Source organism: Methylobacterium sp. A52T, from assembly GCF_053346095.1.
Genome location: NZ_JBKFBI010000143.1, coordinates 1 through 15,244 on the forward strand (window position 1 = coordinate 1; position 15,244 = coordinate 15,244).

Consider the following 15,244-nt stretch of genomic DNA (forward strand, 5'->3'; position numbering starts at 1 on the left):
CGCCGCGCCCGGCCCCGGCCGCTGCGCCAGTCGCTGCGCCGGCGGTCGCGCCGCGCCCCCCCGAGCCGCCGCCGACGCGCCGGGCCGGCGGAGGCTTGCTCTTCCCGTTTCAGACCCTCCCGCCGGCGGTCCTGTTCGAGCGCGGCGGGATCGCGACGCTGGCCTTCGAGACCGCCGAGCCGGTGGTCGTCCCGCCGTCGAGCCAGGGCCTCGCGCCGATGGGCGCGCCAGCCCGGACGGGGCCGCTCACGGTCGTGCGGTTCCCAGTTCCGCCGGGTCGGCTCGTCGATCTCAACGCCGTCACCACCGGGACCGGCGTGGCCTGGGAACTCTCGGCGGGCAATGCGCTGAGTCCGAGCGACACGATCGATCCCGCCCGCAAGCCCGATCCGTCCGGCCGCATCGCCGTCACCCTGGCGCTGCCGCATCCCGGATCGGCGACGTGGCTCGCCCTCGACGATGAGCGGATCGCGGTGGTCACGTCGGCCGCGCAGCGCCCCGTCGGCAATCCGAAGAACCGTCGCTTCGTCGATTTCGAGATCCTGCCGAGCCGGCACGGCCTCGCGGTGCTCGCCGGCGCCGACGATCTGGCGGTGCGGCCCGAACTCGACGGCGTCTCGATCGGCCGCGAGGGCGGCCTCGCCGCGTCCATGGCGGCGCGCAAGCCTGACGTGGCGCTCGTCGACGCGGGGGCCCTCGCGATCGCGAAGGAGCCCTGGGAACGCGCCAGGATGGGGAATGTCCGCGCCACCCTGCGCGGCCTCTTCGACGCGGCCGTCGCGGCGACGCCGACCGAGCGCGGGCCGGCCCGTCTGGCGCTGGCCCGCGCGGATCTCGCCAACGGCCTCGATTATGAGGGCCTCACCGCGCTGGAGATCGCGGCCGCCGACGATCCGCTGCTGGCGATCCAGCGCGACACCGCCGTCCTGCGGGGCATCGCCCTGGTGCGGATCGGCCGGAGCGCCGAGGCGCTGAAGGCCCTCGGCGTCCCGCTCCTGAGCGACGATCGCGAGGCCGCGCTGTGGCGCGCGATGGCCTCGGCCGGGGCCGGCGACTGGAAGACGGCGGAAACCGGCTTCCTCAAGGTGCTGCCGCTGGCCGACGGCTATCCCGCGGACGTCGCGCAGATGGTCCGGGCCCGGGCCGCCGAATCGGCGATCGAGAACGGCGATGCCGAGACCGCTGCCGCGCGCTCTGAGGCCGAGCGCGACCTGCCGCCCTGGATCCGTGACCGGCTGGCGATGGTCCGCGCCCGCGTGGCCGAGGCGACCGGCCAGACCGAGGCGGCCCTGGACGCCTACGCGCGCCTCGACAACTCGGCCGTCCGCCCGGTCTCGGTCGAGGCCGCGCTCAGGGGCGCGCTCCTGGCGCAGGCCTCCGGCAAGCTCGCGCCCGACGCCGCGATCGAGCGGCTGGAGCGGCTCGCCCTGACCTGGCACGGCGGCCCGGTCGAGGACGGCATCACCGCCGGTCTCGCCCGCCTCTATCTCGCCGCCGGCCGGTGGCGCGACGCTTTCACAGTGGTGCGCCGGGCCAACGTCTTCGCGCCGAACGCCCCCGCGACCGCGGCCCTGGCGCGGGACGCGCAGACTGCCTTCGAGAACCTGTACCTCACCGACAAGGGCGACAAGCTCTCCGGTATCGAGGCCGTCTCGCTCTTCTTCGATTTCCGTGAGCTGAGCCCGATCGGGCGGCGCGGCGACGAGGTGGTGCGCCGTCTGGCAGACCGCCTCGTGACCCTCGACCTCCTCGATTCGGCCGCCGACCTGCTGCAGTACCAGATCGACAACCGCCTCACCGGCCCGGCACGATCCGCGGTTGCGGCGCGGCTCGCGACGGTCCGGCTGATGGACGACAAGCCGATGGAGGCCCTGAAGGTCCTCGACGCCACCGAGCTGCCCGAGCTTCCGGGCGAACTCAAGCGCGCCCGCGGGCTGGTCCGCGCCAGGGCCCTGTCGGACCTGACCCGCACCGACCTCGCGCTGGAAACGATCGAGGACGAGAGCGGTCCGGATATCGAGCGCCTGCGCGCCGACATCTACTGGGGCGCGCGCCGCTGGCGCGAGGCCGGGGAGGCCCACGAGGCGCTGCTGGGCGATACGTGGCAGTCCGGCCAGCCGCTGGACGATCAGGCGCGCGCCGACATCGTGCGCGCCGCGATCGCCTACGATCTCGCGCACGAGGCCGTGGGCCTGGAGCGGCTGAAGGCGAAATTCTCGGAGGGGATGGCGGCGAGCCCGGATGCCCGCACCTTCGCGCTCCTGACCGGAACCGACCCGACCCGGGCACCGGGCTTCCGGGACATCGCGGCGCGCGCCACGAAGGTCCAGACGCTGTCGGCCTTCCTCGCCGAGTATCGCAAGCGCTATCCGGATGCCGCCGCGCCCGCGCGTGGCCGACCCGAGGCTCCGGGTGCGGGCGGCGAGGCGCCCGCCGCCGGTGCCCAGGGCGGACAGCAGCAGAGCAGCGCCGAGACACCCGGCGCGCCGCCCGGGTGAGCGCGGCGGTCGTCATCGACCCGGACGCCTTCCTCGAGACCGAGCGCGGCCGCGTCTGGACGCCCGAACGGAACGCCGAGGCGTGGCGGCTGGCCCTCGCGGCGCTGCGCGCGGCGCTCGCCGCGGACTCGGTCGAGCGGCTCGTGGTTGTGTGCGGGCTGCAGGGGGCCGGCAAGTCCACCTGGATAGCGCGGCAGCGGCCCCGGCTCAGCCGCGTCTACTTCGACGCCGCCTTGCCCGGCCAGCGGCACCGTGCGCCGATCCTCGCCATCGCGCGAGCCTGCGGCGTCGCCGCGGAGGCGGTCTGGATCCGCGCGCCGCTCGCGGTCGCCCTCGAGCGGAACCGGCGGCGCGCTGCCGACCGACAGGTTCCCGAAGACAGCATCCGCTCCGTCGACCGTCTGTTCGAGCCGCCGTCGCGCGCGGAGGGCTTCGCGGCGGTCCGGATCGTCGACGCGACGTCCCACGCCGGCTGACGGCCCGGCACGGCCGCCGTCAGCCGCCGTAGCTCTGGACCAGGGAGCCGGCGACCAGGGTCCAGCCGTCGACCAGCACGAAGAAGATCAGCTTGAACGGCAGCGCGACCGTGGCCGGCGGGACCATCATCATGCCGACCGCCATCAGCACCGAGGCGACCACGAGGTCGATGATCAGGAACGGGATGAACAGCAGGAAGCCGATCTCGAAGGCGCGGCGCAGCTCCGAGATCATGAAGGCCGGCGTGACGATCTCCAGGCCGACATCCTCGGGTCCCTTCGGCGTCGGCACCTTGGCGAGGTCGAGGAACAGCTTCAGGTCCTTCTCGCGGACGTTGCGCAGCATGAAGGTCTTGAACGGCGCCGAGGCACGCTCGAACGCTTGCGCCTGCGTGATCCGGCCGGCGATCAGCGGCTCGATGCCGGCGCTGTAGGCGGCGCGGCCGGTCGGGGCCATCACGAAGGCGGTCAGGAACAGCGCGAGGCTGACGAGCACCGCTGTCGGCGGCGCGGTCTGGGTGCCCAGCGCCGACCGCAGGATCGACAGCACGACGACGATGCGGGTGAAGGCCGTGGCCATCACCAGCACCGAGGGGGCCACCGCCAGGACGGTGATCAGCGCCACGAGCTGAAGGGCGCGCTCGGTGGTGCCGCCGGCACCGAGATCGAGGGTGACGCTCTGCGCGAGGGCCGGACCGGCGGCGAGCACTCCGCCGGCCAGCGCGACCAGTGCGGCGAGCGCGACCGGCGGCAGGCGCAGCTTCGGGACCTGGCGCATCGGGCGTGTCGGCACGGGAAGGTCTCGGGTCACGGACGGTCGCAGGTGGGGGTGGCCGGGCGAACGCCGGCGCGGCGGGCCTCGAGATTCTGCCAGACGAGGAGGGCCGGCAGACCGAGCACCACGTCGGGCACGCGGCGCGCGAGCGACAGGGCGAGGGCGGTCCCCGCGTCGATGCCGAACAGGCCGCAGACCAGCACCAGTCCGCCCTCCTGGACGCCGAGCCCGCTCGGGACAACGAAGGCGGCGGCCTTGATCGCCTGGCTCAGCGCCTCGATCACCAGAATGTCGGCCCAGCCGACATGGTCCACGCCGATGCAGGCGAGGACGACCGCGACCTCGACCGTGCCGAGCAGCCAGGCCAGGGCGTGGAGCGCGAACGACTGAGCGAGGTGGCCCCGGCGGCCCGGAGCCCAGACCGTGTCCAGGGCACCCTGGATCCGGCGGTTCGGCTCGGGGCGCGCCTCGGCGTCGCGCACGAAGCGCCGGCCGAGGGCGGCGAGGCGATCCTCGAGCACCCGCACGATGCCGGTCCGCTGGAAGGCGAAGAAGGCCGCCACCGCCAGCCCGGCCACGACGAGCGTCCGCAGCGTCCAGCTGGCGAGGGCGGCCGCCTCGGCGCCCTCGACCCGGCTCAGGAGGCCGGCGCCGAGGCCGGCGAACAGGGCGAGCGTTCCCACTTGGAACAGCATGTCGGCCAGCACGGAGGCGGCCGCCAGGGAGCCGGCGACGCCCCAGAAGGTGAGGAGGCGGGCGCCCAGCACGTCGCCGCCCACCGAGGCCACGGGCAGCAGCACGTTGATGCCTTCGCGGACGAAGCGCAGGATCATGCAGGCCGAAGCCGTCGCGGGCGCCAGCCCGTCGAGGATGCGCGCCCAGGCGAGGCCGCAGAGCAGGATCACCACGACCCGCACCAGCGTGACGCCGGCGAAGCCCGCCACGCCGATCCGTCCGAAGGCCGCGGCCACCGCGGCGAGATCGTTGGTCGCCACGAGCCAGACGGCGAGGCCGAGGCCGATCAGGGTGCCGAACAGCGGCAGGCGACGCAGCACGGCGTGGGCCGCCCGCCGCTTCCGGGAAACAGGGTCGCCGGTCACGGTGTGCGGGCCTCGCGTCGAGAGGCGGGCAAGAGCGCGCTCCAGGTTGTGCCGGTCAGCGGACCGGCGGCGATTCGTCGGGTGGTATCGCCGCTAGAGCGGTATTGGGGCCGAATTCGGGGACCCTGCGACGCGGCAGGACGGGATTGAGCACCGCGGCGAGCGCCTCAGCGGGCCCGGCGGCGGGATCGAGCAGGACGACCCGGCCCTCGGCCAGGCTCGCGCCGGTCGCGACCGCCACGGCGCGCTTCGGACAGGGGCCGAGGCAGCCCGATTCCACGATGCACAACTTCCGCCGGCGTCCGCCGCCGTCGCGGGCGGCCCGCTTCCCGGCCTTCTTCAAGAGCGCGCGGAGGTCCTGCCCGCGCAGGCCCTGCCGCTTCGCGCATTTCGAGCAGACGACGACGATCTCGGAGAGTTTGGTCTTGGCCGTGCGGCCCGCCGGGCAGCCATCCGGGCGGCCATCCGGGGCCGCGGCAAGCGGTTCTGTCATCATTCGGAGACTGTAGGACGCGATACCGGCCCCGGGCTACGGCGCCCGTCGCCGCGGTGCAGCAGCCGGGCGGCGGGCGGGCCGGGCGCCATAAAAAGGGCCTAAAAGAACGGGATTCCGGTAACCGCGCACGGGCCGCCCCTCGGCCGGCGCCGCGGCAGCGGAACCGGCGCAGACCCAGGAACAAAGAGCGGATGAGCTTCGACGACGTCAAGGACGACACGCGCGAAGGCGAGATCGTGACGTTCGCCGCTCCGACCATGACGGAGCTGCGGCGCAGCGCGGAGACGATCCGGCCGGTGCCGGAGAAGCGGACCGCCCGGGCCCTCGTGGCGACCGTGCGGCAGCGCCTCGACTGGAGCCGTCTGCCGGGCCTGCGTCCCCGCGAGGAGGACACCTCGACCTACGGCGCGCGGATCATCCGCCGCGTCGGCCTGTTCGTGCTCCTGCCGACCCTGGTGGTCGGGCTGTACCTGTTCGCGTTCGCGTCCAATCAGTACGTCGCGGAAGCCCAGTTCGCGGTCCGCGGCAACGTCGAGCCGATGGAGAACATCTCGCTCGGCCAGTACACGAACCTCATCCAGAAGCACAACAGCCAGGACAGCTTCATCGTCCGCGACTACATCAACAGCCAGACGCTGGTCGAGGCGCTCGAGAAGAGCATCGGCATCTCCAAGATGTTCTCGCGGTCCGAGGCGGATTTCTGGGCCCGCTTCGACCCCAGTGATCCGATCGAAGACCTGACCAAATACTGGCGCAAGCACGTCGAGGCGCATATCGACTCGATCTCGGGCGTGATCCGCCTGTCCGTGCGCGCCTTCACGCCCGAGGACGCCCTGACCATCGCCCAGGCGGTCGTGTCGCGCTCCGAGGCGCTGATCAACGACATCTCCAAGCGCGCCCAGGCCGACATGGTCGCCCAGGCCGAGGCCGACGCGAAGGTCGCCCAGGACCGGCTGCGCAAGGCGCACGTGGCGCTGCAGGCGTTCCGCAATCAGTGGGGCGTGATCGATCCGATCAAGACCGCCGAGGGCACGCTGACCACGCTGACCCTGCTGCGGAAGGACAAGCTCAAGGCCGAGAACGACCTGCAGGTCCTGCGCGGCTCCAGCCTCGACGAGCGCTCGCGCTCGATCCAGACGCTGGTGGCCAACATCGCGGCCATCGACCAGCAGATGAAGTCGCTCCAGGACGAGCTGACGAGCGCCAACGCTGCCGCCGGCGGCCAGAACATGACCGAGGCGCTGCTCCAGTACGAGGGCCTGCTGGTCGAGCGGACCATCGCCGAGAAGCTCGAGGAATCGGCCCACAGCCTGCTCGACCGGGCGCGCATCTCGGCGAGCAAGCAGCACATCTTCCTGGCCACCTTCGTGCCGCCGGTCCTGCCGACCGACAGCCTCTATCCCGAGCGGGGCCACTCCCTGCTGGTATCGTTCTTCTGCTTCCTGGTGATCTGGAGCTCGTCCGCGCTGCTGATCGCCGGCATCCGCGACCAGAGGATGTAGCGGCATCCGCGGCTCCCGGGATCTGGATCCCGGGCCGCGCGATCTGTAGAGGGAGGCGGCCCGGCCAACCGGGCGCATCTGGATGAGCGAAGTCTAACGGTCCATGTCGGATTTCTCCGATCTCGTCGCGAAGGCGATTCAGCCGTCGATGACCCGTGAGGAGCGCGAGGCGGTCTACACGGTCGTGCGGCAGGCCGTGCTTCGACTGCAGGAGCGGGAGGCGTTCCCGCCGGACGACCCGCGGGTCGCCCTCCAGCGCCACCTCGTCGAGGAGACGATCCGCGACGTCGAGGGTGACGTCGCCCGCTACGAATCCCTGCGCAAGCTCGACGCGGCCTTCGCAGCCCAGGCCGAAGCCCACAAGGCGGCCCAGAGCGGGCGGCGCTAGGGCGTCATCGCCGGTCCGCCCCCGTCACGGCACGGGTACGCCCGGCCCTTCACATCCGTGACGTTCGCCGTCGCCCGGCGCGTCCGCGCCGGGGCCGCTCCGCGGATGCGCGTCAGCCGCAGGCGACGCTCGCCCGGACGCTGCCGGGCTCGGCCACGTCGAGGCCCGCCGACACGTACTCGTTGAGCTTGTTGCGCAGGGTCCGGATCGAGATCCCGAGGATCTTGGCCGCGTGGGTCCGGTTCCCGAGGCAGTGGTCCAGCGTGTCGAGGATCAGATCGCACTCGACCTGCGCCACGGTCCGGCCCACCAGCCCGCGGGTGGCGGCCTCGGCGACCTGGGCGGCGCGCGCGGCCGGCCCCTCGGCCGCGAAGGTCTCACCCTCGGGCGAGAGGATCGCCTCCGGGCCGATCGCGTCGCCCGAGGCGAGCAGCACCGCCCGGTGCAGGGTGTTCTCCAACTCGCGCACGTTGCCGCGCCACGGGTTCCGCAGCACGAGCGCCCGGGCCTCCGCGGAGAGCGGGCGGACCGGCATCCCGTTCACCGCGGCGTATTTCCGGGCGAAGTGGGTGGCGAGTTCGAGGATGTCGGCCGGACGCTCGCGCAGCGGCGGGAGCCGCAGGCCGACGACGTTGAGCCTGTAGAGCAGGTCCTCCCGGAACGTGCCCTTGCGGACCTCCTCGGCGAGGTTGCGGTTCGAGGTGGCGAGCACGCGGATGTCGACCCGCACCGGGGCGGTCCCGCCGACCCGGTCGATCACCCGCTCCTGCAGGGCGCGCAGCAGCTTCGCCTGCAGGCGCACGTCCATCTCGGAGATCTCGTCGAGGAGCAGCGTGCCGCCGTTCGCCTCCTCGAACCGGCCGATGCGCCGGGCGACCGCGCCGGTGAACGCGCCCTTCTCGTGGCCGAACAGCTCGGATTCGAGAAGGGCCTCGGGGATCGCCGCGCAGTTCACCGAGACGAAGGGCTTGCCCGCCCGGTTGGACTTCTGGTGGACGTGCCGGGCCAGCACCTCCTTGCCGGTGCCGCTCTCGCCGGTGATCAGCACCGAGGCCTCGGAGCGGGCGACCTGCTCGGCGAGCTTGACCACCCGTTCCATCGACGGGTCGCGCCAGACGAAGGCGGCGCGGTCGGTGGCGACCGCCTCCAGCACCGCCGCGATCATCTCGGGGTCGGGCGGGAGCGGGATGTACTCCTTGGCGCCCGCCCGGATCGCCGCCACGGCGGCCGAGGCGTCCGCCGAGACGCCGCAGGCGACCACCGGCGTGCGGATCCGCTCCCCCTCCAGCGCGGTGACGAGATCGCGGATCGGCAGACCCACGTCGATCATGATGAGATCGGCGCCCCGGGCGCGCAGGACGGTGAGGCCCTGCGGCACGGCGTCGGCCTGCGTGACGGCGGCGCCGCGCTGCATCGCGATCTTCGAGGCGGTGATCAGCTCGCCGTTGAGCCGCCCGATCATCAGGAGCCGCATGGTTCGTCCCTCTCAAAACCCGCGCGCGGACAGCACAACGGCGTCCGCGGCCGAAAATCACTCACCCTTGACGATCTCGGTCATCGTCACGCCGAGCCGGTCCTCGACGAGGACGACCTCGCCGCGGGCAACCAGCCGGTTGTTGACGAACACGTCGATCGCCTCGCCGACCTTCCGGTCGAGCTCGAGCACCGCGCCGGGCGCGAGCCGGAGCAGGTCGCCGATCGGCATCCGGGCGGAGCCCAGCACCGCCGAGACCATCACGGGGACGTCGAAGAGCTGCTCCAGGTCGGCCGCGCTCTTCGGGGTGGTGGGCGCGTCGCGGATCGAGCCCGCGGCGTAGTCGGTGTCGTGCTCGCCGAGCTGGGGCAGGCTGAAATCGTCGGACATCAGGATCTCCTCACGGGCCCGTCGGCAGGCCGAGGGCGTCGAGCACCGCCGCCTCGATGCGGGCGCGCTCCCGCACGATGCCGCCGTCCGCCCACTCGATGCGGGCGTCGCCCGCCGCCATGTCGGGGTCGCCCAGCACCACGAGCCGGCCCTCGTAGCCGCGCTCGCGCGCGAGGCGCTTCATCAGGGCCTCGGCCTCCTCGACCAGGCCGTCGTGCACCCGCACCACCAAGTGCGGCACGCCGCGCAGGTGCTGGAGCGCCGTCCGGGCCGCCTCGCCGATGCCCGCGAGCGGGGCGGCTTCGAGGGCGTCGCCCGCGACCTTGCGGGCGATCAGCATCGCCACCTCGACCGCCTGCGCCTCACGCTCGGCGTCGCGCGCGTCGGCCTGGGCGATCAGGCCCGCGGCGGCGAGCGCCAGGCGGGTCATGGCGTCGGCGAGCCGGCCCTGGACCTGCGCCTCGGCCTGGACCCGGCCCTCCTGCATGCCGCGGGCATGGGCCTCGGCCTCGGAGCGGGCCGCGGTCTCGGCGTTGCGCAGGGCCTCGGCGCTGGGGCGGCCGCTGCGGAAGTCGGTCTCGAACAGGAACGGCTTCGCGCTCCGGGCGGATTGGGCGCTCAATAGACCAGCTCCTCCTCGGCGCTATTCTTGGCGATCATGATCTCGCCCTTCTCGGCGAGGTCCTTGGCGATCTCGGTCATCTTGGCCTGCGCCTCATCCACCTCCTTGAGGCGGACCGGCCCGAGCGAGGCCATCTCGTCCGTGAGGTTCTTGGCCGCGCGGGTCGACATCTGCCTCAGGAAGAAGCCGCGGGTCGGCTCGTTGGCGCCCTTGAGCGCGCGGCACAGGGTCTCGTTGTCGATGCTGCGCAGCAGGGTCTGGACGCTGCCCGGATCGAGCTTCAGCAGGTCCTCGAAGGTGAACATCAGCTCGCGGATCCGCTTGGCCGAGCCGCGGTTCGCCTGATCGAGGGCGGCGAGGAAGCGGCCCTCCGTCTGCCGGTCGAAGGCGTTGAACACGTCGGCCATCATCTCGTGGGCGTCGCGGCGCTGGGTCTGGGCGATGGTCGACACGAACTCGACCCGCAGCGTCTCCTCGATGTGGCGCAGCGCCTCCTTCTGCACCGTCTCCATGCGCAGCATCCGGTTGAGGACGTCGATGGCGAAGTCCTCCGGCAGGATGGTGAGCACCTTGGCCGCGTAGTCGGCGCGCACCCGCGACAGCACCACCGCCACGGTCTGCGGGTACTCGTTGCGCAGGAACGACGCGAGGATCTCCGGGTCGACCTGGGCGATCGAGGCCCAGACGCGCTTGCCCGACGCGCCCTTGATCTCCGCCATGATCAGCGAGACCTGATCGCTGGGGAAGATCTTGAGGAGCAGCGCCTCGGTCCGCTCGAAGTTCGACGAGATGCCGCCGCTGTTGCCGAGCTTGGTCACGAACTCGATGATCAGCTTCTCGACGGTCTGCGCCTCCAGCGTGCCGAGCTGGACCATGGCGGCGCTGACCTTCTTGATCTCCTCCTCCTCGAGCATCTGCCAGATCGGGGCGCCTTCCTCCTCCCCGAGCATCAGCAGGAGCGCGGCGGCGCGCTGCGGACCGGGCATCGACGCGAACGAATCGCCGCCCGCCGTCGCGAGCGTGTTCGCCAGACCCAGTGCCGCACCTGCCGCCATCGTTTTGTCCTCGACGCCCTACGCTTCACTCTTCCTGGATCCAGGTGCGCAGCACCTCGACGGTCTCGGACGGGCTCGCCCGGACCATGTCGACCACGCGCTGGACCGTCTCGGCCTGGACCTGGCCGTTGATCTTGGCGAACTCCATCAGCCGCGCGGTCGGGTTATCGCGGTCGATGACCGTCACGGTCTGGCCCGGACCGGCGACCGCGGCGGCTTCGCCGGGGAGAGCCATTCCGGACGCGGTCAGGACCGGGGCATCCGGGACCGGCGCGAGCACCTGGCGCACCAGGGGGCGGACCACCGTGAGCAGGACGATGAGCGTCAGCAGCGCCAGGACGGCGAGCTCGGCCATGCGCAGCACGTCCTCCTTGGTGGGGGCGAGCAGCGACTGGATCAGCGTGGGCTCGGTGAATTGCGGCACGCTCGGCGCTTCCGCGAAGCGCAGGTTCACCACCTCGATCTGGTCGCCGCGGGCCTTGTCGAAGCCGACGGCGCCGCGCACCAGCGCGGTGATCCTCTCGATCTCGGCGGGCGTGCGCGGGCTGTAGGTCTGCTTGCCGTCGGGGGCGGTGGCGTAGACGCCGTCGAGCACCACGGCGACCGACAGGCGCTTGATCCGGCCGCTCTCGGCGATCTCGGTCTTGGTGACCCGGGAGATCTCGTAGTTGGTGGTTTCCTCGTTCTTGTTGGTCGCGTCCTTGGGCGTCGGCGTCTTGTCGCCGCCATTGGCGCCGGGCAGCTCGTTGCCGACGCTGACCTGTCCCTCGGCATTGCCGGTGACCGCCGATTCGGTGCGGGTCTGGGCGGAGCGCACGACGCGGCTCTCGGGATCGAAGGTCTCGGAGCGGCTCTCGACCCGGTTGAGGTCGAGTTCCGCGTTGACCTGGACGCGCGCCCGGCCCGGGCCGACGATGCCGGCGACGACGTCCTCGATCTGGCCGCGCAGGCGCCGTTCGAGGCCGACCTGCCGGTCTTCGAACCCGCCGGCGACGTCGGCCGCGGCGTCCCGGGCGCCGTCAGCCAGAAGCCGGCCGCGCTCGTCGACGATCGAGATCCGTTCGGGCTTGAGGCCCTCCACCGCGGAGGCCACGAGATGGCGGATCGCCCGGACCTGCCCGGAATCGAGATCGCCCATCAGCTTCAGCACGATCGCCGCGCTCGGGCTCTCCCGGTCCCGCTCGAACAGGCGGCGCTCCGGCAGCACGAGGTGGACGCGGGCTGCCTGGACCCGCCCGATCGCCCGGATCGAGCGCGCCAGTTCGCCCTCCAGGGCACGCAGGTGGTTCACGTTCTGAACGAAGTTGGTGGACGAGAACGCGTCGCCCTTGTCGAAGATCTCGTAGCCGACGCCGCCCTGGGTCGGCAGGCCCTTGCCGGCGAGGTCCATGCGCAGCTTGGCGAGGTCCGGGCGGGGGGCCAGGATCGTCTGCCCGGCATCGCCCCGGGTCTCGTAGCGGATGCCGCGGCTGTCCAGCTCCCGGACCACGGAGGCCGAGTCCTGCATCGACAGGTCGGAGAACAGCACGCCCATGTCGGGGCGCGAGACCCGCAGGATGATGAAGGCGAAGAAGCCGATGAGCGTCAGCGTCACCGCCGCCATGGCGGCGATTCGGGCCGGTCCGAACTTCGTGACGAGATCGAGAACCGGCTTCACGGGAGGATTCGCTGCACTCTAACGCTGGCGGACCCCGGCGGCCCGCTCGGCAGAAATTGCCCAGGTCGTGGTTAGCGGGTCGTTAATGCGGGGACGTCCCGCGGGCTCGGATGCGGGTGCCGGAACGAACGAAGCCGCGCCCGGGGTCCGGACGCGGCTTCGTGAGTCCTCGGATTCGACCGGGCCAGCCCCTCGGCGCCGTCTGAGGTCGTCGCTGCGGGCGGGTGGCCTTCGCGTCGGTCCGGGGCCGCGAAGCGGGTCCCTCGACCAGAGTCGCCGACGCGCCGGGTCCGGCACCCGCGGTCTCGATGAGACCCGGAAGCGCCGGCGGCGTCCCGGGATAGGGGCGCCCGGCACGGGCGCCGCGGATCAGTGACGGTAGTGCTGGATCCGGGTCGTCCGCAGGCCGGCGAGGCCGTGCTGGTCGATCGAGAACTGCCAGCTGAGGAATTCCTCGGTGGTCAGCGTGTAGCGCTTGCACGCCTCCTCCAGGCTGAGGAGACCGCCGCGCACCGCGGCCACGACCTCGGCCTTGCGCCGGATCACCCAGCGACGAGTGCTCGGAGGCGGAAGGTCCGCGATCGTCAGGGGGCTGCCGTCGGGCCCGATCACGTACTTCACTCTCGGGCGGCTCGGTTCGGTCATGATACGCTCTACACTCGACTGACCTGTCGAGCATTGAAGGTACTTGTGCCCGCTTAAGAGATGTTGAAGCGAGTCACTCGGATGTGATTCGTTAAGTGCCACTTGTGGACAACCCGATGGTCTGCACGCTGGACAGCGGCACGCGCTGCGAACCGATCACCAGCACCGGCGACGTTCCGCTCAGATCGACCTCGTCGACGGTGCCCGTGAGGCTCGTATCGACCGAAACGCTCGAGCCGGTGGCATCCGTGGCCGCCACCTTGATCGAGTAATTCCCGTCGGGCGCGGTCAGGCCGGCCGAGGTCTTGCCGTTCCACGTGTAGGTCTGGCTGCCGGCATTGAGCGCGGTGGTCTGCGTGGCCACGACGTTGCTCTTCGAATCCAGGACCGTGATCACCGCCTTCGAGGCGGCCCGGGCCGGGTTCAGCGTCCAGGAGGCTGAGCCGCCGGACAGCTGCGAGGCGCTGCCGTCGGCCGAGACGGTCTTCCCGATGTAGCTCGTGGCCGAGGCCGAGCTCGCCGATTGCGAGGCGCTCAAGATGCTGTCGAGGCGGTCGTTGGTCTTGAGCTGCTGCTCGACGCCGGCGAACTGCACCAGCTGCTGCGTGAACTGGTTGGTGTCCATCGGGTCGAGGGGGTTCTGGTTCTTGAGCTGCGTGGTCAGCAGCGTCAGGAACTGCGTGAAGTTGCTGGCGATCTCGGTGGCGTTGCCGCTGCTGCTCGTGGACGAGCCCGTCGTGTTCGTCGTGCTCGTCAGGCTCGATATGCCGCTCGTCATGCTGATCTCTCCCGTGCCGCGTCCTGGCGCAGGGGCCGGATGCGCGTCGTGTCTGTGTCGGTCCGCGATGCGGGCGCTGCGCGCACCGCCTAGATCCTCATGTCGAGGCCGCCGTAGCCGCGCAGGACGCGGATCGGGGCGACCTCCTGCGGGGCTTCCGCCTGATCGCGCGACCAGCCCGCGCCGCCGCGCTGGGGATCGCCCGGTTGACCGCCGCCACCACCGCCCTGCGCGCCTCCGTCGCCCCGCAGCGACAGGTTGATGCCGCCGGCCGAGGGATCGAAGCCGGCCTGGGACAGGGCCTGCTGCAGCTGGCCGGAATCGCGCTGGAGCAGCGCGAGAGTCTCGGGCCGGTCGACCACGAGGTGGGTCATGACGCGGCCGTGCGCCTTGTCGATCTCCAGCTTGACGTCGATGCGCCCGAGCTCGGCCGGATCGAGCCGGATCTGGAACTCGTTGGACCCGCGCAGCGACCTCAGGCCGATGGTCATCGGCACCTGGCCGATCGGGATGGTCGGGTCGGTCTGGAGCGACGCGGCGGTCTGGGTCGGCGCGGCGGTCTCCTGGGCGGTACGCGTCGTGTCAACGGCCTGGCCGGATGCCGCGGGCGGCGCCGGGCCACCCTGCGCCGCCGCGGGCAGCGTCTGCAGCGGACCTGCGCCCTGGCCCGTGTCGGTCAGGGCGGTGAGGAAATCCTGGGCCGCCGGATCGGACGTCGCGGCCGCCGCGCCACCGGCCGTCAGGCCGTCGACCGGGACGCTGCCCGGCCCGACTTTGCCGGCTTCGTGACCGGCGCCCGCTGATGCCGGGGCGGTCCCGGCGATGCCCGGGACGGCCCCGGCCGCGCGGTCGCCCTGCGCGTTCGTGCCGGAAGGGCCCGCGGCTGCGCCGGTTCCGGAGAGGTACGCAGCGCCGTCCTGCGCCGGCCCCGTGCCGGTACCCGCATCCGTCTCAGCCTCGGGCTCGGTCTTGACCGTGCCGGTCGCGGCGCCGCCCTCGGACAGCGCGGCGATGAGGGCCAGCATGGAGGCGGAGGGGCTCGAACCCGCGGTCTGAGCGGGGGCCTCGGCCTTCTGCGGCGGCACCGCCGCGTCGGCCTCGGGGCCTGCGGTGCCGGCCGTCTCGGTGGCCGGATCCTGCCCGGCCGCGACGGCCTCGGAATCCTGCTGCCCGGCGGCTCCCGCCCGGCCCGTCTCGGCGGTGCGCGCCGCGCCCACCTTCGGAGCCTCGGCGCGCGCGCCCGCGGCGGGGGGCGGTCCCTCGGCCTGCCCAGCCCGCGCGGACGCGGCCGGCGCATCCGCCGGCTTGGCGAGGCTGGCCCTCTTGTCCGCGGCCCGGGCCTCGGTCTGGAGCGCCGCATCCCGGGCGCGGTCGCCGGCCCGCCCCCC

At 72.3% G+C, this 15,244-nt stretch carries 15 protein-coding genes; 4 read left to right on the plus strand and 11 right to left on the minus strand.

The features are described 5' to 3' along the window. The first annotated feature begins 95 nt into the window (after positions 1–95). Both ACLBYE_RS25275 and ACLBYE_RS25280 read left to right on the plus strand, forming a co-directional pair. Positions 96–2,498 carry a hypothetical protein gene (locus tag ACLBYE_RS25275; RefSeq protein ID WP_447696272.1) on the plus strand — a complete coding sequence of 801 codons (2,403 nt, stop codon included), beginning with the start codon at positions 96–98 and terminating at the stop codon, positions 2,496–2,498. After that, the gene (locus ACLBYE_RS25280; protein ID WP_447696273.1) at positions 2,495–2,974 is read left to right on the plus strand and encodes an AAA family ATPase; all 480 of its coding nucleotides are present in this window, start codon (positions 2,495–2,497) and stop codon (positions 2,972–2,974) included. Before ACLBYE_RS25275 ends, ACLBYE_RS25280 begins: the two co-directional genes overlap by 4 nt. A gap of 19 nt (positions 2,975–2,993) precedes the next feature. On the opposite strand, the gene fliP is transcribed toward ACLBYE_RS25280, so the two are convergent. From fliP to ACLBYE_RS25295, 3 genes are read right to left on the minus strand one after another with little or no spacing between them, the layout of a single operon-like run. After that, complete coding sequence (fliP, locus tag ACLBYE_RS25285; RefSeq protein ID WP_091979301.1) at positions 2,994–3,752, minus strand: flagellar type III secretion system pore protein FliP; 759 nt, start codon at positions 3,750–3,752, stop codon at positions 2,994–2,996. A gap of 29 nt (positions 3,753–3,781) precedes the next feature. Continuing rightward, positions 3,782–4,849 (minus strand): lysylphosphatidylglycerol synthase domain-containing protein, encoded by a 1,068-nt coding sequence (locus ACLBYE_RS25290; RefSeq protein ID WP_447696274.1) that lies wholly within the window; start codon positions 4,847–4,849, stop codon positions 3,782–3,784. A 55-nt stretch (positions 4,850–4,904) separates the two neighbouring features. Then, positions 4,905–5,342 carry a hypothetical protein gene (locus ACLBYE_RS25295; RefSeq protein WP_447696275.1) on the minus strand — a complete coding sequence of 146 codons (438 nt, stop codon included), beginning with the start codon at positions 5,340–5,342 and terminating at the stop codon, positions 4,905–4,907. A 194-nt stretch (positions 5,343–5,536) separates the two neighbouring features. Between ACLBYE_RS25295 and ACLBYE_RS25300 the strand changes: the two genes are divergently transcribed. Further along, positions 5,537–6,847, plus strand: coding sequence for a capsule polysaccharide transporter (locus tag ACLBYE_RS25300; RefSeq protein ID WP_020090838.1), 1,311 nt, complete (start codon positions 5,537–5,539; stop codon positions 6,845–6,847). 103 nt (positions 6,848–6,950) lie between these two features. Then, positions 6,951–7,235, plus strand: a complete 285-nt coding sequence (locus ACLBYE_RS25305; protein ID WP_020090837.1) for a hypothetical protein — start codon at positions 6,951–6,953, stop codon at positions 7,233–7,235. A gap of 112 nt (positions 7,236–7,347) precedes the next feature. On the opposite strand, the gene flbD is transcribed toward ACLBYE_RS25305, so the two are convergent. From flbD to ACLBYE_RS25345, 8 genes are all read right to left on the minus strand, one after another. Continuing rightward, on the minus strand, positions 7,348–8,709 hold the full coding sequence (gene flbD, locus ACLBYE_RS25310) for a sigma-54-dependent transcriptional regulator FlbD (protein WP_447696276.1): 1,362 nt from the start codon (positions 8,707–8,709) through the stop codon (positions 7,348–7,350). Between the two features lie 57 nt (positions 8,710–8,766). After that, complete coding sequence (gene fliN, locus ACLBYE_RS25315; RefSeq protein ID WP_273561429.1) at positions 8,767–9,099, minus strand: flagellar motor switch protein FliN; 333 nt, start codon at positions 9,097–9,099, stop codon at positions 8,767–8,769. A 10-nt stretch (positions 9,100–9,109) separates the two neighbouring features. Then, positions 9,110–9,721, minus strand: a complete 612-nt coding sequence (locus tag ACLBYE_RS25320; RefSeq protein WP_447696277.1) for a FliH/SctL family protein — start codon at positions 9,719–9,721, stop codon at positions 9,110–9,112. Then, positions 9,718–10,776 (minus strand): flagellar motor switch protein FliG, encoded by a 1,059-nt coding sequence (fliG, locus tag ACLBYE_RS25325; RefSeq protein ID WP_020090834.1) that lies wholly within the window; start codon positions 10,774–10,776, stop codon positions 9,718–9,720. The genes ACLBYE_RS25320 and fliG overlap by 4 nt, the downstream gene beginning before the upstream one ends. A 25-nt stretch (positions 10,777–10,801) precedes the next feature. Continuing rightward, a complete protein-coding gene (gene fliF / locus ACLBYE_RS25330; protein WP_447696278.1) occupies positions 10,802–12,433 on the minus strand; it encodes a flagellar basal-body MS-ring/collar protein FliF in 1,632 nt (543 codons plus the stop codon). Between the two features lie 369 nt (positions 12,434–12,802). Beyond that, the gene (gene sciP / locus ACLBYE_RS25335; protein ID WP_007569077.1) at positions 12,803–13,078 is read right to left on the minus strand and encodes a CtrA inhibitor SciP; all 276 of its coding nucleotides are present in this window, start codon (positions 13,076–13,078) and stop codon (positions 12,803–12,805) included. A gap of 91 nt (positions 13,079–13,169) precedes the next feature. Next, positions 13,170–13,856 (minus strand): flagellar hook assembly protein FlgD, encoded by a 687-nt coding sequence (locus ACLBYE_RS25340; protein ID WP_020090831.1) that lies wholly within the window; start codon positions 13,854–13,856, stop codon positions 13,170–13,172. Positions 13,857–13,945: 89 nt separating this feature from the next. Further along, a partial coding sequence (locus tag ACLBYE_RS25345; protein WP_447696279.1) for a flagellar hook-length control protein FliK occupies positions 13,946–15,244 on the minus strand: 1,299 nt, incomplete at its 5' end.